The following is a 21276-nucleotide window of genomic DNA, read 5'->3' as shown; positions in this document are numbered from 1 at the left end:
TGGTTGTCTTATGTAATACGGATGAGATCATTTATATAATAAGCACACTTACTTTAAATAATCAAGCACATTGCACATGGAGGGGAAGAGTGAAATGGGAGACAGATATATGAAGTTTAATCCTGCATTTGTAGAAGAAGTGATTAACCGTACGTTGGCAGAAAAAAGAATTGTGGGTTCCGTTGTTCAGATTGCCTGGAAAGGGGAAGTGGTCTATAACAGCGCGGATGGCCTCGCCGATCGAGAACAGAACAGACGGATGCAAGAAAATGCGCTGTTCAGGTATGCTTCTGTAACCAAACCGATTGTATCCACCGCCGCCATGGTATTGATATCCCAAGGTAAATTAAAGCTGGATGACCCGGTTATGAAATGGCTGCCTGAATTCCGTCCCAAACAGCCAAATGGAGAAGTTGCCTCCATGACGGTTCATCATCTGATGACACATACGGCGGGGTTAACGTATCGTTTTTTTCAGGAGAACGAGGGAACGTACGAACTTGCAGGAGTATCAGATGGGATGGATATCGCTGGCATTACGCTGGAAGAAAATTTGCAGAGGATTGCTTCTGCTCCACTGTTGTATGAGCCGGGGAAGATGTGGAGATATTCGATTGCAACAGATGTACTCGGTGCAGTTATTGAGAAAGTGACAGGGCTGACACTGCGAGAGGCCGTACAACTGCTCGTGACTCATCCACTGGGCATGAAGGATACGGATTTTGTCGCTGTGGACTCGGAGAGAATAACCGCTGCCTATGCGGACAGTTCCAACAGTTCGGGGCAACCTCGTCGCTTGCGCGATGAGGACCATGTACCTTTTATTGAAGGAACGGGGGGCTTCCAACTCGCACCCGAAAGATACCTTGATCCATCGTCTTATCTTTCGGGTGGTGCGGGCATGATAGGAAGTGCAGGAGACTTTCTTATATTGCTTGAAACGCTGCGTCAAGGTGGAGGTTCCCTTCTTCCTAAAGCGATGGTCGCCGAAATGACGACTAATCAGATTAGCGATCTGGACATGCCTTATTGGCCAGGCAGAGGATTTGGCCTGGGATTCACGTTGCTGAAAGATCCGGTAGAGGCAGGTACACCGGAGTCTGCTGGAACATGGCGTATGGGAGGAACCTATGGTCACTCCTGGTTTGTTGATCCAACAGAAGAACTGAGCGTTGTCGCGTTTACCAATACAGCTCTGGAGGGCATGTCGGGCAGGTTCACAACGGAACTTTGCGAGGCTGTCTATGAAGGGATTGGGCTAAAGGGATAAGTCGTATTATGGATTTATATGGAAAATTATGATAAGGTGGGCAATAGGTTACAGTGAGTTCTAAATTTGATTCCGAAATGAGATGAGAAGATGGATCGCATCCGCAATTACCTGTTTGTTTCTGCAGGCAATTTTCTAGCTGCCTATATGATCTTTCCTGAAAGAACCATTGGCAAATCCATGATTTTTGCTGCACTGATGCTGTTGCTGAGCATGGGAATGGATTTCATGAAAAGCAAATCCAGTTCAGTAATTCCGCACCGATCATCGAAAAAGGTGTGACACTCGTCCCATTTCGGTCCCTTCTGGAGAAGCTGGGCGTCCAAGTGAAATGGGATCAAGCGATCCGTACCGTGAGCGGTTCGAATGAAGGTCCCTCTTTCTCCCTGAAGATTGGCAGCACGATGAGGAATTGTTCTCAGGAGAAGCTGTCATCATGGATCGGTTCCAGTGGGGACTTGAAGTGATGCTGCGGGGAATTAATCTCGACAATAGTTAATGAGGGAGTAATTATATTTATATGAAGAAAAGCAACTGATTAATTTCAGTTGCTTTTCTTTGTAATGGATCTTATTCTACTGCCTAACGTTTCAGTACGAGACTAAGCTGTCGTACATAAGGTGCTAACTCGCTAACTGAATCCAAAAAGTTAATATATACCCGTAGAAGAGTACCATTAGGCTTTGGTTGTCCTAACTCTAACTTTAGCCATTCGATGACCTCAAGCAGTTCATTCTGAATGGGCTCTGGCTGTGGCAGCTCGCGGATTTTATCGGCAAAAAACTTCAGAAGCTCATCTAGATTGTCCTGCCGGGTCTGGTCATCTGGTGGATTGATTTCGTTGAAAAAGGCACTTGATGCCTTGAGCACAGGTTGGGCTTTGCTGGCGATCAAATCTCCGATAACAACATCCAGCCGATCCACAATAAATCCGGCCAAATTAGCCATGGGAACAGCAATCACCGCTTGAAAAGTGTGAGACAAATATTCTTTGACCATGCCGCGGAAGATAGCGACAACATCCCCGAGATATGGGAGAATAGGCTCGCCGTATGTTTCATAGAAGCAATCCTGATGTAAGGTCAGCAGAGAGGCACGTTTTTTTCTCCATTCGATTAGAAAGTTCTCGTTGCTTGTGACCGGAAGCTCTTTAAACTCACTGGTGAAAAAATAATTTTCAAGCATATATTGCAGCTGAAATTCGATCTTCTGGCGCAGCACTTCCTTTGGTGGAAGCCCCTCGAGCCGAAGTCTCCGATCAAGCTCCCTTGCCTCTTCGAACAGGATTCTGTGTACCTCGACAAATACCCCGGTAAATAAATCTTCCTTAGAGGAAAATACTTTATATATGCTCGCCTTGGCCATGCTACAAGCTTCTGCGATGTCCTGCATGGAGGCAGAGAAATATCCTTTTTCTCTAAAAATGCGCATTGCTGTAACGACGATTAGTTGTCTTTTGAATTGTTCCATTTTAACCACCCCTACACATTCTGACATGTCCTCTTATTGTGGTCAATAAAGGAAATTGACGCAAAAACTCCAAAGTCATATAATGAACCTGTGAGTTTTTTATTTTATTTCTAGGGAGGTGAGCCAGAGCATTCGCTTTGGCGCAATATGAAAATTAACGAACAGATTGAAATGCTGGTGCTTACTCTTAAGATGGGCGAGCATGATTTTGTTATTAACCCGGTGGCAATCCGTGACGAGCAATCTTATGTATTGGTGGATACCGGAATGCCTGGTTCTTACGGCCAAATTACGGAGCTTTTGACCCAAGCGGGAATTGACCCTGCGGCCTCTCATTCCATTATTCTAACCCATCAGGATGTCGATCATGTAGGTAGCCTACCACAGTTTAAGGGTGAAGGTGTTAAGGTATATGCCCATGTGCATGACCAGCCTTATATCGATGGACTTAAGCCGATGATTAAGTTCAGCGGGGAACGTAAGGAGGGACTTATCGCCTCTCTTCCGCAGGATCTTGCATCTGCATTTGAAGCTACTTTTTCGGGAAAAGAAAAGAATGTAACCGACTTGCTGACAGATGGGGAAAAGCTGCCATTCGGAGGCGGACTGACAGTAGTCTATACACCAGGGCATACGCCGGGTCATATCAGCTTGTACCATGAGCCTAGTAAGACACTCATTGCAGGTGATGCATTAAATGTTGAAGACGGTAAGCTGATAGGTCCTAATCCGGCAGTTACGCCAGATATGCCACTGGCGCTGGACTCACTCCGCACGCTGAAGGCTTATCCAATAGAGACTGTAATTTGCTACCATGGAGGCATTTTTAAAGGGGATGTTCAACAGGCCCTAGATAAAATAACGGAGAACCTGTAATGGACGGTACCGGCGAAGCCCGGGCTGCGTTGTGGAAAAAGAGTAAGTGGGGCCGTTTTGTGATGACCTTTGCCATTGCTGTCCTTGGTGGATTTGTTTTTCAACTGATCCATATGCCAATTCCCTGGCTACTTGGCTCCATGGTGTTCCTCGTGATCGGCTCCAGATTATTTAAAGGAATCACCTTATACTGGTCTGGACAAGTCCGCGATACCGGCATGATTATCATCGGCTATACCCTGGGGCTTTCGTTCACCTTGTCGACCTTAACGCAGATCGGACTTCAGCTACCAACTATGGTTCTATTTACAGCTTTGTTGCTGTTATGTGCCGGGGCCATCGCGTTTTTAATTTCGAAATTGTCCGGTATTCCTTTCCCAACGGTGCTCATGGGCAGCATTCCCGGAGGCCTCAGTCAGATGATTACGTTGGCCGAAGAAGTGAAGGGCATTGATATCACTGTCGTCACCTTTTTGCAGGTGTCCCGGCTAATGATGATTATTTTCTGTGTACCGCTGCTGATCTTCAGCCCATTGTTTCATGTGAGTGGCAACCATAGCGCTGTAGCTGCTGTTGCGAGCGGATCTACTGGATTTGTTACATTATCACCGCATATTTGGGTCTTTGCCGCAGTATGCGTACTGAGTGCGTTCGTTGCTAAAAAGATCAAGCTCCCAACGGCATTTCTGCTTGGACCGATGATTGGCACGATCCTGATTAATTTGACCGGATATGAAGGTCATGCACTGCCACCTTTTGTGCTCAGTCTTTCACAGCTGATGATCGGGGGCTACATTGGGCTGCTTTTGGATCTGGAAAGTCTGAAGAACAAGACCAAAATCATTCTGCTATCAGTACTAAGCGGAGTGCTGCTGATTGGGATCTCCATGGGGCTAAGTCTACTGCTGACGCGAATGCATGACATCACAATCGTCACAGCATTTCTCGGCTTGTCGCCAGGTGGTATGGACCAAATGGCCCTCATTGCCAAGGAAGTGAACGGCGATCTGTCGATTGTTACGTGTTATCAGCTCTTCCGAACATTTTTTATCTTTTTTGCTGTTCCGCCATTGCTCAAGCTGGCTTTCCGGTCAATGCTGAAAGGAAAACAGGTTACTAATTAAGTCTATAAGTTGAATTCTTCATGGAACTATTTGGATAGCTAGGGCAAATTTTTATATGCTCTAGCTGTTTTATTGTCCAACTATAAGAATTTATATGTTCCACGCTATAAATTATCCTTATATTTCTACGAGAAACACAGCGATCATATCTTCTTTTCAGATAAAAAATAATAGTTTCGTGCAAAGATTTTTAAGGAGAAAACCATTAATATAATTACTATCAAATGAAGATACTTATGGAGGCAGCATGTGATGAGTACACAGAAATTGTGGTATGACAAACCAGCGACTTCATGGTCCGAAGGCTTTCCGGTCGGAAATGGAAGATTAGCTGCAATCGTGTATGGCGGAGCAGAACAAGAAGTTTGGAACATTACTGAATCGACCTATTGGTCTGGAAAAAGAGAACCTATTACGAGCCTTTCCTCAGGCAAGGATGATTTGGCACGACTGAGACAGCACTTTTTCGATGGAGATTACGAAGGCGGCGAGCGATTAGCGAGCCAATTATTAGAGCCGAGCAAGGCGAATTTTGGAACTAATCTGCCTGTATGTGATGTAATCTTGAAGTTTAAAGCTTCGGGACAAGATGTTGTTCGAGAGCTTAATCTTGAAAACGCAATCACGAAGACGACTTATCAAATAGAGGGCTCAAAGGTGCACCGCGAGCTGTTTGCTTCCCATGCAGATGGACTTATCGTTTGCAGGCTGTGGAGCGAATTTCCGGATGGCATTTCATTCAATATCCATTTGGAAGGCAAGACTGATCTATTCGAAAGTTGGAACGAGCCACAGGGGGAAGGTAGAATTTCCTTTAAGGGGCAAGCTCTTGAGAAACTGCATAGCGACGGTGAATGTGGCGTTCGTTGTCAGGGAAGCATGCACGTTGAGACCCAGGCTGGTTTTATTAGTGGAGACTCCGGATCGATTGAGGTTACGAACGCGAAGGAAGCTATTATTTATTTTGCAATAGATACAGACTATGGTGTGACCGGCGACGACTGGATGCGCGTGGGAAACAAGAGGAACCTATTAGCGAAAGCCAAGGGATATGAGTATCTTAAATTGGATCATATTTCGGACTATAACAGTCTGTATAACCGAGTCAGTTTAGAGCTTGGGACATCTGAACTAACGCTATTACCTACGGACGAAAGAATCCGCAATCTATCACAGGGCAAAGGTGAGGACCCTACGTTATTCGCGTTGTTTTTCCAATATGGCCGATATTTGACCCTCTGTGGCGCAAGAGAGGATTCGCCACTGCCGCTGCATTTACAGGGGATATGGAATGATGATCAGGCTTGCCGGATGGGCTGGACCTGTGATTACCACATTGATATTAACACGCAAATGAACTATTATCCGACAGAAACGACTCATTTGTCTGAGTCTCACCAGCCTTTAATTCGTTACATTGAACAGCTAGCAGAGAGTGGGAAAGCAGCGGCTCAAGATTTCTATGGTAGTGACGGCTGGGTGGCGCATACCGTATCCAATGTTTGGGGATTTACAGCCCCAGCTTGGCAGAATTCCTGGGGACTTAATGTGACAGGTGGCCTGTGGCTTGCCATGCAGCTGCGTGATCATTACGAATTTACGTTGAGCGAGCAATTCTTAAGTCAAACAGCCTACCCTATTCTAAAAGAATCCGCTTTATTCTTCCTAGATTATATGGTTGTGCATCCGAAGAATGGCTGGCTTGTTACGGGACCTTCGATCTCCCCGGAAAATACCTTCCATGCCAATGGCACGCAGAAGCATCACTATCTGTCCATGGGGACAACGCTCGATCAGGTATTGGTAAGCGATCTGTTCGAATTTGTCTTGGAGGCTGCAGAGAAGTTTGGGGTTGATGAGCAGCTTCAAGCGGATTTGAGAAAAGCCATTGCATTCCTGCCACCCCTTCAGATCGGCCAGAAAGGGCAGCTTCAGGAATGGTTGGAGGATTACGTTGAGGCACAGCCTGAGCACCGTCATCTGTCCCATTTACACAGTCTATTTCCAGCTTATCGCATCACACCGCAGCATACTCCTGAGCTTAGTGAGGCTGCGCGTGTTACCTTGGAGTCTCGTAAATCGACCAACAATCATGAGGATGTGGAGTTTACGGTTGCTGCCTTTGCGGGTTGCTATTCTCGTCTACATGATGCAGAAAGTGCTTATGAGCAGATTTCACATCTGGTTGGAAACTTGTGCTTTGATAACTTGATGACCTTTTCGAAGCCTGGTATTGGCGGAGCGGAGAGTCCTATCTATGTGGCGGATGGCAATTTTGGGGGAACGGCCGCGATCGCGGACATGCTGCTACAGAGTCATGCAGGGGAGCTTCATTTGCTGCCAGCCCTACCGTCATCATGGTCTTCAGGGCAATATCAAGGACTTCGTGCAAGAGGAGCCTTGGAGATAGACGTCATCTGGTCGGAGGGACAATTGGATGAGGTGTCAGTCCGCACATTGGCTACGGGAAACACCACGCTCCGCTATGGTGAACAGAATCTACCGTTCAGCTATGAAGCAGGGCGCAGCTACAGATTGGATTCCGAACTGCGAATACAGTAAAGAGTAGATATCCTAACTAGATTACAGAGGTGGATGTCCACACCCTTAGTTTCAGTAACCCCAGACCTACAGTCTGGGGTTATAAGCATTTGACTTAAAGTTCAGTTTAACGCTTATAATAGAGCAAGCTGAAACATCTTATGAACTGGACTTGGGGGAGAGTAATTTGTTTACAATCAAGGAAGTATCAGAAAAATTAAATTGCCCTGCTCCTACGATCCGATTTTACGATAAAGAAGGACTATTACCCGATATTCGTAGGGATGTTCACGGCAACCGCCTTTTTGAAAAAAGAGATATAGACTGGATTCGCTTAATAACATGTTTTCGTGCCACAGGAATGAGCGTAGCGGATTTGAAAAAAATCGTTGATCTTGCCTTGCAGGGAGATGAAACGATCGGACAGCGCAGAGCCATACTAGAAGCCCATCAAGCGGAGATCAAGAGGAAGCAGCAAGTGCTAAATGAGGCTTTTGAAGCCGTTAGTCAGAAGCTTGAAGTGTATAACGATATAGAAAAGGGAAATCCTGAGGAACGTTTTCTCACGTACATCGGGGAATTAGATACAACCATATAAGTCGAGATTGTGACAAGTCACTCTGTGTAAGAATAGGGTGGCTTTGCTGTAATCAAAAACTTACCTTAAAGTGCACTTTAAGATATATACTAACATGGTTAAAAAAATTTTCATCGGAATAAGAAAGCAGGAGAGAAATCCGCTAACTTTATCGATGGGAAGTTTCGCAATCAAATACCGACATCGATGGATTATAGTTTAAAAGATACCGCTGGAGCCCTATACGATACGATAAAAGGAAACCCAAATGGCCGACCAAAGGGAAGTCTTCCAATGGAGCCCTTTGATGCAAAAGCATTTTCAGATAGTAACGAGGATCAAGTTATGTGCCTTGGTCATTCGACCTTATTGATGAAGGTCAGTGGAGTGGAGCTGCTGCTAGATCCAGTATTCAATAAATACGCCTCCCCCGTTGCTTTCGCGGGGCCAAAGAGATATAGCAATAAGCCGCTAGCACAGATTGAGGATTTGCCTGACATTGATGTTGTCTTGATATCGCATGACCATTATGATCATCTGGACTATGAGTCTATCCGTAAGCTAAAAGGAAAGGTCAAACAATTTATCGTTCCGTTAGGGGTCGCTGGACATTTGACAAAATGGGGCGTAGATTCGAGCCAGATTAAAGAGCTGGACTGGTGGGAGTCCATTAAAAAATAATGCTTGCCTTAAAGTGAACTTTAAGGGTTACGATAACTCACGAGCCAAGCTCAATTCGTGATCTGGAGGGAATACACTTGAGTAAAACCATTTTAATCACAGGTACATCAACAGGCTTCGGCAAAGAATTGGTTCTTCAATTTGCGAAGCGTGAATGGAATGTTGTCGCTACCATGCGGGATACATCGAAAGCTGCCGCTGAATTTAGCCAATATAGTAATGTACAAGTTCTGGCCCTGGATATTACTAATCAGGAAATGACCCACGAGGTTGTGGATGCGGTAACGCGCCAATATGGACGAATTGATGTGCTGCTCAATAATGCCGGATATGCTCAAGCAGGTATTTTTGAAGAAGTATCCGTTGACCAAGCACGTCAGCAATATGAAACGAATGTGTTTGGTGTAATGACCACTATTCAAGCCGTTCTTCCACAGATGCGGGAAAATCGCTCGGGTCACATTATCAATATCTCATCTATGGGCGGCGTACAAAGCTTGCCGACGCTGTCTATCTACTGTAGCTCTAAAGCAGCGCTTGAAAGCCTGAGTGAAGGTCTGGCAGTTGAGGTTAAGGGCTTGGGCGTAAACCTTACCCTTGTAGAGCCTGCAGGATTCAAGACAGGTTTCCAAGGAAATACTCAAGAAATTACAAGCGATATCCCGGACTATCAACCGCTGTATGATTGGTATAATGATCTTGCTGAGACCGCGCCTTATGGCGATGTTGAAAAAGCCATGTCAGCCGTTGCTGATATTGCCGGCACAGAGAATCCTCCAAGAAGACTTGCGCTCGGAAGCATGGGACTTGTGATGGCTCGTACGCAGCTGAATGGTATGCTTGAGGAATATGACAAGTGGGAACACATTACAGCAAGCGCAGATTAATTTGAAAGAAAGAGGAGTGGATAATACATCCGCTCCTCTTTTGCATAATAAAGAATCCATCATCTATTTATAAAAGCTAGTAATTATAGTAATGACAACATTGATCGTTGTGCCAAAGCACAGAAAGGTATGATTTTCGCGCCCCAATCTTTGAGATGATTTAACCCTAAGAGGACATCTGACACCGTAAGAACCAAGACAGCCAGAGACAAAATGGTATGATTATGAAGTCCAATGTTATCCCCTAGATATTCAATCACAGGAACGCCATTTTGAAAAGGACATTATGATGGAGCCAGACTCCACTCCAAGCGGAACAAATCATAGAAATCCGATATGAGACGGTGGAGCGAGCGGGCCCTTTTTTCTACAATGCGAAGATAGCTCATTTTTCCTGATCGAAACCTTAACCAGCTTCGGGAAGAGAAGCAGAGTCCTTCTTTATCCGGCTCCCATTTACATGTCCACTATTGTTCATTACACTTGGTTTATAGTACCTACTTAAATCCAAACTCAGATGATCAGGAGGAATATATTTATGCATCAATCCGCACATATTCAGGAAGCCAGAGACTACTTATTAAACCGTATTAATGATAAGCCTGTCGTGGGCATGATTCTGGGATCAGGGCTAGGAGCGCTCGCGGACGAGATCGAGAATGCTACCGTCATTCCATATACGGACATTCCTTATTTTGCTCAATCCGAGGCTATTGGTCATGCCAACGAATTGGTCATCGGAGAACTGATGGGTAAGACTGTCATAGCGATGAAAGGACGCCTTCATTATTATGAAGGATTTTCGCTGGATGAAGTAACGTTCCCGGTCCGGATTATGAAAGCACTGGGTGTCGAGCAGTTGATCATCACCAATGCTTGTGGAGCGATTAATACCAGCTTCGAACCTGGACAGCTTATGTTGATTACAGATCATATCAATCTGGTAGGCAATAATCCGCTGATGGGGCCGAATAATGCCGAGCTGGGCGTGCGCTTCCCGGACGTATCACAGGTATATAATCGTGAACTCCGCAGTATTGCTATGAAGGTAGCGGAGGAGCAGAATGTTGGTTTGCAGCAAGGGGTGTATGCATGGTGGAGTGGTCCGGCGTATGAGACTCCAGCAGAGATTCGCATGATTCGTACGATGGGCGCGGATGCTGTGGGTATGTCGACGGTACCTGAAGCGATTGTAGCCATTCATGGCGGCATGAAGGTGCTGGGTATTTCCTGTCTGACCAATATGGCCTGCGGCATTCTGGATCAGCCGTTAAGTCATGATGAAGTGATTGAAGTTGCGGCAAAAGTGAAAACAACCTTCATCGGACTGGTTAAAGGTATTCTGAAAGAGATGTAATCTGTAATCGAGAAGGATGTTTCCTTTCCTTTCAAAGTACTCTTGTTTGTAGCATTGTCCAAGACGGAGTGATTCCGTTGGGCAGTGCTTTTTTTACAAGATGAACATGTGCAAAAATATTCCTATATCGGTCAAAACGACCTATAATAATAAAGATTGAAGCAAAAAGGATCGGCTTTAGGCTGAAAAAGGAGACTGATAGAAATGGAAGAATTGGGCCCTACTGAGTACGTCATTTTTGAAAGGATTCAAGCAAACTGGTTAAGAGGTTTTGAAGGAGTAGGAGGGAAGCTTTTCCTTACTAATGAACGATTAGTTTTTATTCCTCATGGCCTGAATTTTCAGACGGAATGGGTTCAAATCGAGATCTGGGCTATGACTAAGATTGAGAAAAGTGCGACATGGGGACTAATCCCTAATGGAATTACCATTACATTGGACAGTGGACATGTCTTCAAGTTTGTTGTCTGGAATCGCTCTAAGATTATCAAGGAGATTGTACAAGCCAAGAGAATTAATAACGAAATAATGTAAGAGCTTGAGATGAAGTACATAAACCAAAAAAATGTGGGAGAATAAAGTGAACGGAGTTACCCTGGCCTAGACCAGGGTATTTTCAATCTAAATAGCATCATTGTAGAGCAAAAGGAGAGTGAGCAAGTTTAAAAATATTGATGCACTATATTAGGAAGGCTTCTTTCAGACACGCATTAATTCTATGATATTTTTATTTAGCTTTCTAGGGAGATACACTCTTTTTATGTTTAATGAAAAACAAAAGAATCGCTCCCTGGAGTGCAGGCATCAAGCCGCACCAGGGAGCGATTCTTTTATGTTGGATTTAATAGGATGCGGGCCAGAGCAGCAGCAGTGAACATAGAATCAGACCTGAACCGCCGCCCAAGGTATAGACCGTGAGCTGGCGGAGTAAGGACTTTTTCCAGAACGGCAGAGCTGTCTGGGTGCGAATCCGTTCATTTTCCCGTTGTAGGGCATTTGATTCTCTAACAAACATGCGCTTGAGATCGCCGAATCCTTGCAGAAAAGGGTTCATGAACCCGCTTTGCAGCACATGGATTGCTGTTCCGGCCAAGAGACATATCAGACCGGCGACAAACAGCTGGTCTGAACCTTCATGTAGGCCACCGGAGCCGCCTAGTATTCCGCAGAAGTCCAGCAGATAGGCGGCCAGGGCCGCTATTAGACCGGACAGAGCGTAACGGATAAACATTACTCGGATACCCGCTTGGTGAAGCGGAGATCCGGGTTGGAACGAGTATCAAAGATAACGCCCTCAATACTTGGACTAATCAATGCAGTGTCGGCAGAGAAGAGGATCGGTATAATTGGCAGTTCGTCCATTAGAATGGCCTCCGCCTGATGCAGCTCTTCAAACCGTTTAACTGGATCAAGCTCAAACGTGGATTCGCTAATCAACTTGTCGTATTCAGGATTGCTCCAGTTGGTGAAGTTGTTGGAGTTCTTCGATGTGTAGTGTTCCAGCACACCCAGCGGGTCGAGGAAGTTTCCTTCCCAGCCCATACGTGCGACTTGGAAGTTCTTTTGCTTGAAGGTATCGATGTATGTTTTCCATTCCTGATTCTCCAAGTTGACTTCAATACCCAGATTGGTTTTGAGCATTTCCTGAATGGCTTCGGCTACTTTTTTGTGTTTGTCGGACGTATTGTATTTGAAGGTAACTGTCGGGAGTGCAGACAAGCCTTCTTCCTTCAATCCTTCCGCCAGCAATTCTTTGGCTTTTGCCGGATCGTACGCATAATATTGGGTTGGCGCCTCTTCCCGGAAATCTTTGCCGGATGGTGCTGTTACGCCGTAAGGAACATATCCGAAAGCTGGTGTTTCACCACCCTTGGTTACACTTGTCGTCAACGCTTCACGATCAAGTGCATAAGAGAGGGCCTGTCTGATCTTTTTGTTCGTGAAAGGTTTTTCCTCCACATTGAAAGAGTAGGTATATACGCTGAACGAAGGATGGGACAGGAACTCCGCATTGTTCCGCTCCTGATCAAGGGTATCCACTGGCAGGGAGAGGATCAGGTCAAGCTCACCCGTTTTGAACAGTTGATAGTACGTGTTGGAGTCCTGAACCATTTTGAAATGGATGGTATCCATCGTGATGTTGGATTTATCCCAGTATTGATCATTTTTAGCCAGCGTAATTTGCTCATTGTGTTTCCATTCCTTGGCAATGTAAGGACCGTTACCTACGATCGTATCGGCTTCTGCTGCCCACTTCTCATTATTGTCCACAACGGAAGCTTGAACCGGCAGATAAGCATGGCCAACGACAATGGTTGGGAAGAAGGCCAACGGAGATTTCAGCTCAACCACCAGTGTATGATCATCTTTGGCGGTCACGCCGACATCCTCAGCTTTTCCTTTTCCCGTGTTATAAGCTTCTGCACCTTTAATGTAATACAGAGAAGAAGGGTCATAAGCGGCTGTCGCAGGGTTCAATACACGTTTCCAAGAGTATTCAAAATCCTTGGCAGTTACAGGTTCATTATTCGACCATTTTGCATCGTCGCGAATGGTAAACGTGTAGGTTTTACCGTCCGGCGATACATCGACTTTGCTGGCTGCGCCTTCAACGATTTTGCCTGATTTGTCGTATGTATACAGTCCCTCATACAGATTATCAATCACCCAGTAGGATGTCGTATCAGATGCCAGTGCAGGGTCCAGTGTGTATGGTTCTCCACCGGCCAGATTGGTGTTCAGTACTTGCTCAACGTTTGCCGCTGCTGCCTGATTGTCCGGTTTTGAAGCAGTTTCACCATTGTCGGTTGTAGAACTGGAGCAGGCACTCAAGGCAACGGATGCTGCCAGCAAGAGAGAGACGGCCCAGTTCGTTTTTGTTTTATTCATTGTTCATTCCTCCATTAATGATTAATTCGTGTTATTCGTAAAGATGACATGCTACCCAGTGTCCTGTTTCGACCTCCCTTCCGGCAGGCATGCGGTTTGCGCAAACATCCATCGCGGCGAAACATCGTTGATGAAACGGACAGCCCGCCGGGGGATGAATGGGACTGGGCGGATTTCCTTGGAGGCGAATACGCTCCCTTTGCCCTTTTAAACGGGGATGTGCGGCGGGAATGGCCGACAGCAGCGCCTGAGTGTAGGGGTGGAGCGGATTGGCAAAGAGATCGTCCCGTCCGGACAGTTCCATCATTTTACCTAGATACATGACTCCGATCCGGTCGCTGATGTGCTTCACCATAGCCAGATCATGCGCGATAAATAGATACGTCAGTTCTTCTTCACGCTGCAGATCCTTCAGCAAATTGACGATCTGTGCCTGAATGGACACATCCAGCGCGGAAATGGGTTCATCCGCTACGATGAAACGCGGCTTGACGGCAAGTGCCCGGGCTATCCCTATGCGCTGGCGCTGTCCTCCGCTGAATTCATGCGGGAAGCGGTGAGCGTGATCCGGGTGAAGCCCGACGCGCAGCAACAAGTCCGCGATGATGTCTTTTCGAGCTGCTCCTCGTGCCAACTTGTAAGCGTCCAGCCCCTCAGCGATAATATCCCCGATGCGAAGCCTCGGGTTAAGCGAAGCGTGCGGGTCCTGAAAGATCATCTGCAGATGGCGGTTCAACTCCCGCTTCTCACGCGGCTTGGCCTGTCCGATATCTTGTCCGTTAAACAAAATCTGTCCTTCCGTAGCTTTCAGCAGCCCCACGATGGTTCGACCTAGTGTAGATTTGCCGCTGCCGCTCTCGCCGACAAGCCCGAGTGTCTCTCCCCGACGGATGTTCAGGCTGATGCCGTCAACCGATTTGACGGTCAGATTGGACGGGCCGTGAAAATGCTTCTTCACATTGCGAATTTCAATTATAGATTCGGTCATGCTCATTCCTTTCTGCCGGGATACGGTCATCCACTCGAGGAGCTCGAGGATCGTTTAGCCAGCATCTGGCACTGTGTTTTGATGAAAATATGGTTGCATCAGGCATTTCCGTCAAACAGATATCCATCGTGTGCGGACATCGGTCTGCGAACGGACAGCCAGGCGGGAGCGCAGCAATATCCGGGGGCGAGCCCTCAATAGGAATTAGCCTGTCATGTTCTGTATCATCCAGTCGCGGGGTGGACTGGAGCAGTCCCCACGTATATGGATGGCGTGGCCTATCAAAGATATCCTCTACCGTGCCGGTCTCCACAATGGTGCCTGCATACATGACGGCAACGCGGTGAGCCACTTCGGCGACAACGCCCAGGTCATGGGTAATCAGCAAAATTGAACTGCCTGTTTGCTGCTGCAAGCTGCTTAGAATATCCAGAATTTGCGCCTGAATAGTAACGTCGAGAGCGGTCGTTGGCTCATCGGCTATCAGCAGCTTAGGATCACAGGCAAGTGCCATCGCAATGGCAACCCGCTGACGCATTCCGCCGCTGAATTCATGAGGATATTGATGATAGCGGCTTGGTGCATCAGGAATACCCACGAGGTTTAGCAGTTCTACAGATCTGGCCCGGGCATCTTTGGGTGATAGTTTGCGGTGCTTGCGGAGTCCCTCGCCGATTTGACTACCGACTTTCATCGTTGGATTCAGAGAAGACATGGGGTCCTGGAATACCATGCTGATCTCGGAGCCTCGGATTCGGCGCATGGCTTTAGCGGATAATCCGCTGATAACTCGCCCCTCAAAGCGAATTTCGCCGCTGCGAATGCGGCCGTTCGGTGACGAAAACATACCCATCAGGGAACGGGCGGTTACGCTTTTTCCACTCCCACTTTCGCCGACGATGGCAAGTGTCTCTCCTTCATCGACGTGAAAAGAAACATCTCTTACAGCTTCAAGTTCTTTGTCACGTGTGGCAAAAGAGACCTTTAAATGATTGACCTCCAGTAAATGACTCATGGTGTGAACCTCCTTAACGGTTGGAGCGCGGATCAAAAGCATCCTGCAGCCCATCACCGAAAGCGTTAAATGCAAACATGGTGAGCGAGATCATTAGACCGGGAAATAACAGTCTCCACCATTGTCCGCTCAGAATGACCCCAAGCGAATCGTTGGCCATCGTCCCCAAGCTGGCGATGGGTGACTGGATACCGAGTCCCAAAAAGCTCAGAAAGGATTCGGAGAAAATAGCGGAGGGAATCGTGAAGGTCAGGTTGACGATAATGATTCCAGCCGCGTTAGGCAGCAGGTGCCTGAAAATAATCTTGGCATGGGATGTGCCGAGCTTCTGCGCTGCGAGCACGTATTCCTGTTGTTTCAATTGCAGGATCTGACCTCGGACGACGCGGGCCATACCAACCCAACCCGTAATGGACAGGGCAATAATCATCGTTAACAATCCCGGTTTCATAACGACAAGAAGTAGAATGATAACCAGCAAATACGGGATACTGTACAAAATTTCAATGATTCGCATCAAAAGGCTGTCGATTCGATCGCCTGTCCGTCCTTGTCCGGCGCAGTAGCCGGCGATTCCGCCAATCAGGACACCAAGCACGAGGTCTATGGCTGCAGCAGTAAAGCCAATCAGCAGCGATATACGAGCTCCTGACCAGGTACGGGCCCACATATCCCGTCCGAGATCATCCGTGCCAAACCAGTGATCAGCCGAGGGTGGCAGATTGGTCTTGAGTAGGGACTGTGAGCTTGGCGAGTAGGGAACCAGTAACGGACCTACCAGAGCCAGCGCAATAATTACAACGAGCAACAACAAGCCAAGTAAAGATAATCGATGGCGAAAAATACTGTATGTACGTTGTTTCCATAAGGGAAGACCCGGGCTGGCTATACGGTTCGCACTCAACTGGCTTCGATCTGCCGGTGCGAAGCGAGGGTCCGATGTAATGGGGTCTGTAGTTGTAGCTTTCATGCTAATCTCCTTTGCTGGACAGCTTGATTCTCGGATCGACGATCCGGTACGACAGGTCGATCAGGAATAGGGTAACGACCAGAATAACACTGTAAAAGATCGTCGTTCCCATGATGACCGGGTAATCACGATTGAAGATGCTGTCCACGAAATATTTGCCGATTCCCGGAATGGCAAATATCTTTTCAATCACGAAGGTGCCGGTGATTACGGAGGCGAAGAGCGGCCCGATAAAAGATAATACCGGAATGAGTGCGTTTCGCAGTCCGTGCCGGATGACGACTGACCAGGTAGACAATCCTTTGGCTTCTGCTGTTCTTATGTATTCCTGCTGCAACACATCCAGCATGCTGGTCCGCATGAAGCGGGCGATGACAGCCAGTGGCGTTACCGACAAAGCCAGCGAGGGCAGTATCGTATGCTGCCAGGTTCCCCAGGATGCAACGGGGAAGAGCCTCCATTGGACAGCCGCATATTTAATGAGCAGCGGTGCAAGAATGAAGCTCGGGACGGATATCCCGATGATGGCAATGAACATGGATATGTAGTCCAAGGGCCTTTTGTGGAATAGGGCGGCGACCGTCCCCAGTGCAATGCCTGCAATCAGTGCAATGACAATGGACTGGATGCCAAGAAGGGCGGAGGGCGGAAACCCTCGTGCGATCAACGTGTTGACATCGGTCGTTTTGGACTGGATGGAGGGTCCCAGGTCCAGCACCAGCAAATTTTTCAAATACAGTGCATACTGGACAGCAAGTGGTTCATCCAGATGGTATCTTGCACGCATATTTTGCAGGACAGCTTCAGGTATCGTTTTGGAATCGTTGGAAAAAGGGTCGCCAGGGATCATGTGCATGATTAGAAAGGTCAGCGTCACAATGATCCAGAGCGTCAAAAGCATGGTGAAAAAGCGTTTAACAATATACATGATGCAAATCTCCTGTTCTGTTTCTCTAGGCACTCTTCCCATTTAATCTACTACTGTTCAATTAATCTTTGCACAGATATGCACACATTCGAAGTAGAATGCGAGAAACTATTAAAAGCTGATAAGAATACTAGGTATATTAAAGTGGTTTGTATATATTGTCAACATTAGGTTGTTAGGTTTGTCACCTTGGATAACTCTCAGAACATAAAAATGGCTTGCTTTTTCCTGTATAATTGGGGTCAGATGAATTTATCAAATCCCCCACGGACCAATGATCCATCGAATCCTATATAGACAATATTAATAGCTCGAATGAAGAATAAAATAATCGGAAAAGAAGGAGTCTTCCAATGATCCAAATAACCATGCGTCAATCCAAGCAGACAGATCAGGAGCACCTTGCAGAGTTGCGAGCCCTGGTTCTATATGATGATCTACATAGGTTGGGAAGGTACGATGAGGTGAAGGTTCGTGAACGTTTCCGTAATACATTCGACCCTGTCCACACGTGGATTATTGAGGTCGAGGGTGCATGGGTGGGGTGTGTAGCGATGAAACCCAAGTTGGAGGAGATACTACTGGAACATTTCTATATCCATCCCGACTCTCAGGGTAAGCAAATAGGAACTCAAGTGCTGAACATGCTGCTGAAACGGGATGAGGTCCGGGGCAAACGTGTTATTTTAAATGTATTGCAGGGCAGTCCGGCTCGGCGTTTGTATGAACGCTTTGGGTTTGTCTTGGACAGTGAAGATGAGGTGGATGTGTTCATGTCCGTTCAAGTACAGTAATCGTTACGGTCAAAATAATAAGTAGCTAACAGATCCATTCATTTAATTCTTGAATGGGTCTATTGAACTTTTCTATTATACTTTCCAGGGACGGTATCCTAATATGGATAATAACCTACTTTTTATATAGGAATTATATAGTATGGAGAATACCAAGATGCCGCATTGGAAGCGAAATCTGTATATTCTGTGGTTTGGCCTGTTTTTCAATCATATGGCTTACACCTTGTCTGTGCCGTTCTTTCCGCTGTTTTTGCAAAATGACCTCGGTATTCAGAGCGGATTGGAAGTCTGGTCCGGCATTTCGATCTCGATCAGCTTTCTGATCAGTGGACTATGTGCTCCCTTCTGGGGATCGCTGGCTGACAGATATGGCAGCAAACTGATGCTGATTCGTTCGGGTGTTGGTCTCGCCATTGCTCACCTGGCTAACTATTTCGTTTATGATCCTTTCACGTTTATCGCTGTGCGGATATTTCAGGGACTTATGGCCGGCTTCAATCCTGCATCCATTACGTTGGTCGGCACCAATACACCGGAGAAGCATGTAGGTTATGCGCTTGGTGTCATCTCCACATCCACGGCTGCCGGAGGAATTCTGGGACCGCTTGTGGGTGGAGTACTAAGCCATTGGATCGGGCTGCGCGGATGCTTTATCGCCTCGGGAATCATTACACTGCTCTCCGCCGTGATGGTGATATGGGTAAAAGAATCCCGAGCTCCCCGCACTGTGGTTCGCACAAGTATTCTGGGTGATCTGAAAAAAGCTGCCTCCACTCCGGGATTAATGCGGATCTATGGTTTGATTTTGCTCGTTTCGACTTCCGTGCTCATTATCGAACCTGTACTGACGCTTTATGTTGTCCAGATTGGTGGAGACGTCAGTAGTGCAACACTTAGTGCAGGAATCGTCTTCTCGGCCATCGGCGTGGCAACGGTAATTATGGGGCCGCGTTGGGGACGGATTGGCGGGAAGATCGGATACGAGAAAACGCTATTTATCGGTCTGCTGGGCGGCGGCATTGGCAGTTTACTGCAACTGACGGCGTATAACCTCATTTATTTTGGAAGTCTGCGATTTGTCTATGGCCTGTTCTTCGCTGCGGTGTATCCAGCCTTGAATGCGTTAATCATCAAATATGCTGACCGGGATTTCCGGGGAAGGGCTGTCAGTCTGAGTCAGACCGCCAATCAATTCGGTATTGTACTCGGCCCTTTACTCGGTGGTTTTCTGGGCGGATGGACGGGGATTCCTTTTGTTTTTCTCTTAACAGGCATTGTCCTTCTGGGAGCAGCCTGGACAGTCCGAGTAAGCGATAGGAACCAGGCGAATAAAACGGGATTGGGGATGGCACCAGCAGAAGCCGGCGGAAACAGCATAAAGAAATAATGAAACGACTCTCAGCGAAAAAAAGGATACTCGACTGAATGGGTCATCACCACAACATAGGGAGGAATTAATATGTCACTACGACGATTGAGATTGGGAGCAAACTTGAATGGAGTCGGCAATAGCATCTCTTTTTGGCGGCACCCGGATATTCCGATCAATGCCAGCGTAAATCTGGATTTCTACAAGAAGCAGGCGATGAAGGCGGAGGAAGGAAAGTTCGATCTGCTCTTTATTGCCGACGGTCTCTTTATTAACGAGAAATCCAATCCGCATTTTCTGAATCGTTTTGAACCGTTAACTTTGCTCTCCGTTCTCGCGGGAGCAACCTCACACATTGGGCTGGTTGCGACGTTATCCACCTCATATAGTGAACCGTTCACGGTGGCAAGACAATTTGCTTCTCTGGATCATATTAGTGGAGGACGAGCCGGATGGAATGTGGTCACTTCACCACTGGAAGGCTCGGCACTGAATTTTGGCAAAGGTGAGCATCCAAACCATGCACTGCGCTATGAAATTGCGGAAGAACATCTGAATGTGGTCAAAGGGCTTTGGGATTCCTGGGAGGATGACGCGTTTATTGGAGATAAGGAGAACGGTGTTTTCTTCGACCCATCCAAGTTACATACACTGAACCACAAGGGAGATCACTTCTCCGTTCAGGGTCCACTCAATGTGGCGCGCTCGGGGCAGGGGCATCCGGTCATTTTTCAGGCAGGTTCTTCCGAATCCGGCAAGGATCTGGCGGCCCGATCGGCGGATGCTGTGTACACAGGGCATGAGACGTTGGAGGAAGCCAAGGAGTTCTATTCGGACGTGAAGGCAAGAGCGGTGGCTTATGGGCGTAAGCCAGAAGATATCTTGATCTTCCCTGGCATCGGTCCCATTGTGGGCAGAACGGAGGAAGAAGCCGAGCGCAAGTATCAGGAGATCGCGGAGCTGGTCAGCATCGATCAGGCACTGAATTATTTGGGCCGTTACTTCGATCATTATGATTTCTCCCAGTTCCCATTGGATGAGCCCTTCCCGGAGATTGGTGATTTGGGCAGTAACAGCTTCCGCAGTACAACGGACAAGATCAAGCAGCAGGCACGAGAACAGGGATTGACCCTTCGCCAAGTCGCGTTACTTGCATCGACGCCTCGCACATCCTTTATCGGTACACCGGATCAGATCGCCGATCAGATTCAGGAGTGGTTCGAAGGCGAAGCCGCAGACGGTTTCAATATTCGCACGGTCGTACCGAACGGACTGGCGGACTTCGTGGATCTGGTCGTGCCTGTGTTACAAGAGCGCGGGCTGTTCCGTACCGAATATGAGCATGTGACACTGCGGGGTAATCTGGGTCTAGAGATCCCACGCAATCGTTATACGCTCGAGACGGTAAAATAAATCACGAGCTTGCTCCAGATGGAATACATGAACATGTATTGTCATGCAAATTCCACTTTTAAGAAGACAATGAAAGCATGAAGAAACCAGCAAGTCGCCCATCATCGGGGACTTACTGGTTTCT

General features: G+C 47.2%; 21 protein-coding genes. 14 read left to right on the top strand and 7 right to left on the bottom strand.

The genetic code is table 11. The annotated features are described in order from the left end of the window. Positions 1–109: 109 nt before the first annotated feature. The 3 genes from AMS66_RS15125 to AMS66_RS34710 all read left to right on the top strand — a co-directional run bounded on the left by AMS66_RS15125 (position 110) and on the right by AMS66_RS34710 (position 1737). A complete protein-coding gene (locus tag AMS66_RS15125) occupies positions 110–1270 on the top strand; it encodes a serine hydrolase domain-containing protein (RefSeq protein WP_053781644.1) in 1161 nt (386 codons plus the stop codon). A gap of 90 nt (positions 1271–1360) precedes the next feature. Next, complete coding sequence (locus AMS66_RS32730) at positions 1361–1552, top strand: hypothetical protein (RefSeq protein WP_053781560.1); 192 nt, start codon at positions 1361–1363, stop codon at positions 1550–1552. Next, positions 1549–1737 (top strand): stalk domain-containing protein, encoded by a 189-nt coding sequence (locus tag AMS66_RS34710; protein ID WP_160319690.1) that lies wholly within the window; start codon positions 1549–1551, stop codon positions 1735–1737. The genes AMS66_RS32730 and AMS66_RS34710 overlap by 4 nt, the downstream gene beginning before the upstream one ends. Before the next feature lie 115 nt (positions 1738–1852). Here the strand turns inward: AMS66_RS34710 and AMS66_RS15115 are convergent, their stop codons facing one another. Next, complete coding sequence (locus AMS66_RS15115; protein ID WP_053781559.1) at positions 1853–2740, bottom strand: TetR/AcrR family transcriptional regulator; 888 nt, start codon at positions 2738–2740, stop codon at positions 1853–1855. 147 nt (positions 2741–2887) lie between these two features. Between AMS66_RS15115 and AMS66_RS15110 the strand changes: the two genes are divergently transcribed. From AMS66_RS15110 to AMS66_RS15075, 8 genes are all read left to right on the top strand, one after another. Next, complete coding sequence (locus AMS66_RS15110) at positions 2888–3616, top strand: MBL fold metallo-hydrolase (protein WP_053781558.1); 729 nt, start codon at positions 2888–2890, stop codon at positions 3614–3616. Then, positions 3616–4740, top strand: coding sequence for an AbrB family transcriptional regulator (locus AMS66_RS15105; protein ID WP_201782180.1), 1125 nt, complete (start codon positions 3616–3618; stop codon positions 4738–4740). Before AMS66_RS15110 ends, AMS66_RS15105 begins: the two co-directional genes overlap by 1 nt. Before the next feature lie 252 nt (positions 4741–4992). Beyond that, positions 4993–7302, top strand: coding sequence for a glycoside hydrolase family 95 protein (locus tag AMS66_RS15100; protein WP_053781557.1), 2310 nt, complete (start codon positions 4993–4995; stop codon positions 7300–7302). A 166-nt stretch (positions 7303–7468) separates the two neighbouring features. Continuing rightward, positions 7469–7879 carry a MerR family transcriptional regulator gene (locus tag AMS66_RS15095; protein WP_053781556.1) on the top strand — a complete coding sequence of 137 codons (411 nt, stop codon included), beginning with the start codon at positions 7469–7471 and terminating at the stop codon, positions 7877–7879. A gap of 186 nt (positions 7880–8065) precedes the next feature. After that, positions 8066–8539, top strand: a complete 474-nt coding sequence (locus tag AMS66_RS15090; RefSeq protein ID WP_082350709.1) for an MBL fold metallo-hydrolase — start codon at positions 8066–8068, stop codon at positions 8537–8539. A gap of 77 nt (positions 8540–8616) precedes the next feature. Beyond that, positions 8617–9426, top strand: coding sequence for an SDR family oxidoreductase (locus tag AMS66_RS15085; protein WP_160319689.1), 810 nt, complete (start codon positions 8617–8619; stop codon positions 9424–9426). Positions 9427–9964: 538 nt separating this feature from the next. Beyond that, complete coding sequence (locus AMS66_RS15080) at positions 9965–10783, top strand: purine-nucleoside phosphorylase (protein WP_053781553.1); 819 nt, start codon at positions 9965–9967, stop codon at positions 10781–10783. 204 nt (positions 10784–10987) lie between these two features. Beyond that, a complete protein-coding gene (locus tag AMS66_RS15075) occupies positions 10988–11317 on the top strand; it encodes a GRAM domain-containing protein (protein ID WP_053781552.1) in 330 nt (109 codons plus the stop codon). Positions 11318–11624: 307 nt separating this feature from the next. Here the strand turns inward: AMS66_RS15075 and AMS66_RS15070 are convergent, their stop codons facing one another. From AMS66_RS15070 to AMS66_RS15045, 6 genes are read right to left on the bottom strand one after another with little or no spacing between them, the layout of a single operon-like run. After that, entirely contained in the window at positions 11625–12014 is a 390-nt protein-coding gene (locus tag AMS66_RS15070) for a DUF3899 domain-containing protein (RefSeq protein ID WP_053781551.1), read from the bottom strand. Continuing rightward, on the bottom strand, positions 12014–13672 hold the full coding sequence (locus AMS66_RS15065) for a peptide ABC transporter substrate-binding protein (RefSeq protein ID WP_053781550.1): 1659 nt from the start codon (positions 13670–13672) through the stop codon (positions 12014–12016). Before AMS66_RS15065 ends, AMS66_RS15070 begins: the two co-directional genes overlap by 1 nt. A 31-nt stretch (positions 13673–13703) precedes the next feature. Then, positions 13704–14660: an ABC transporter ATP-binding protein gene (locus tag AMS66_RS15060; protein ID WP_053781549.1), complete on the bottom strand. Its 957-nt coding sequence runs from the start codon at positions 14658–14660 to the stop codon at positions 13704–13706. Then, positions 14641–15675: an ABC transporter ATP-binding protein gene (locus AMS66_RS15055; RefSeq protein ID WP_053781548.1), complete on the bottom strand. Its 1035-nt coding sequence runs from the start codon at positions 15673–15675 to the stop codon at positions 14641–14643. Before AMS66_RS15055 ends, AMS66_RS15060 begins: the two co-directional genes overlap by 20 nt. A 13-nt stretch (positions 15676–15688) precedes the next feature. After that, a complete protein-coding gene (locus AMS66_RS15050; RefSeq protein WP_053781547.1) occupies positions 15689–16645 on the bottom strand; it encodes an ABC transporter permease in 957 nt (318 codons plus the stop codon). 1 nt (position 16646) lies between these two features. Continuing rightward, the gene (locus tag AMS66_RS15045) at positions 16647–17573 is read right to left on the bottom strand and encodes an ABC transporter permease (RefSeq protein ID WP_053781546.1); all 927 of its coding nucleotides are present in this window, start codon (positions 17571–17573) and stop codon (positions 16647–16649) included. 353 nt (positions 17574–17926) lie between these two features. On the opposite strand from AMS66_RS15045, the gene AMS66_RS15040 reads away from it, so the two are divergent. From AMS66_RS15040 to AMS66_RS15030, 3 genes are all read left to right on the top strand, one after another. Further along, on the top strand, positions 17927–18367 hold the full coding sequence (locus tag AMS66_RS15040; RefSeq protein ID WP_053781545.1) for a GNAT family N-acetyltransferase: 441 nt from the start codon (positions 17927–17929) through the stop codon (positions 18365–18367). Between the two features lie 142 nt (positions 18368–18509). Next, positions 18510–19757 (top strand): MFS transporter, encoded by a 1248-nt coding sequence (locus AMS66_RS15035; RefSeq protein WP_082350707.1) that lies wholly within the window; start codon positions 18510–18512, stop codon positions 19755–19757. A 72-nt stretch (positions 19758–19829) separates the two neighbouring features. After that, complete coding sequence (locus AMS66_RS15030; RefSeq protein WP_053781544.1) at positions 19830–21152, top strand: LLM class flavin-dependent oxidoreductase; 1323 nt, start codon at positions 19830–19832, stop codon at positions 21150–21152. The last annotated feature ends 124 nt before the right edge of the window (positions 21153–21276 follow it).

Origin of the sequence: Paenibacillus xylanivorans (assembly GCF_001280595.1) — a bacterium.
Taxonomy (GTDB): domain Bacteria; phylum Bacillota; class Bacilli; order Paenibacillales; family Paenibacillaceae; genus Paenibacillus; species Paenibacillus xylanivorans.
Note: the sequence above shows the minus strand (reverse complement) of the source record. Positions and strands in the feature narration are given on the sequence as shown.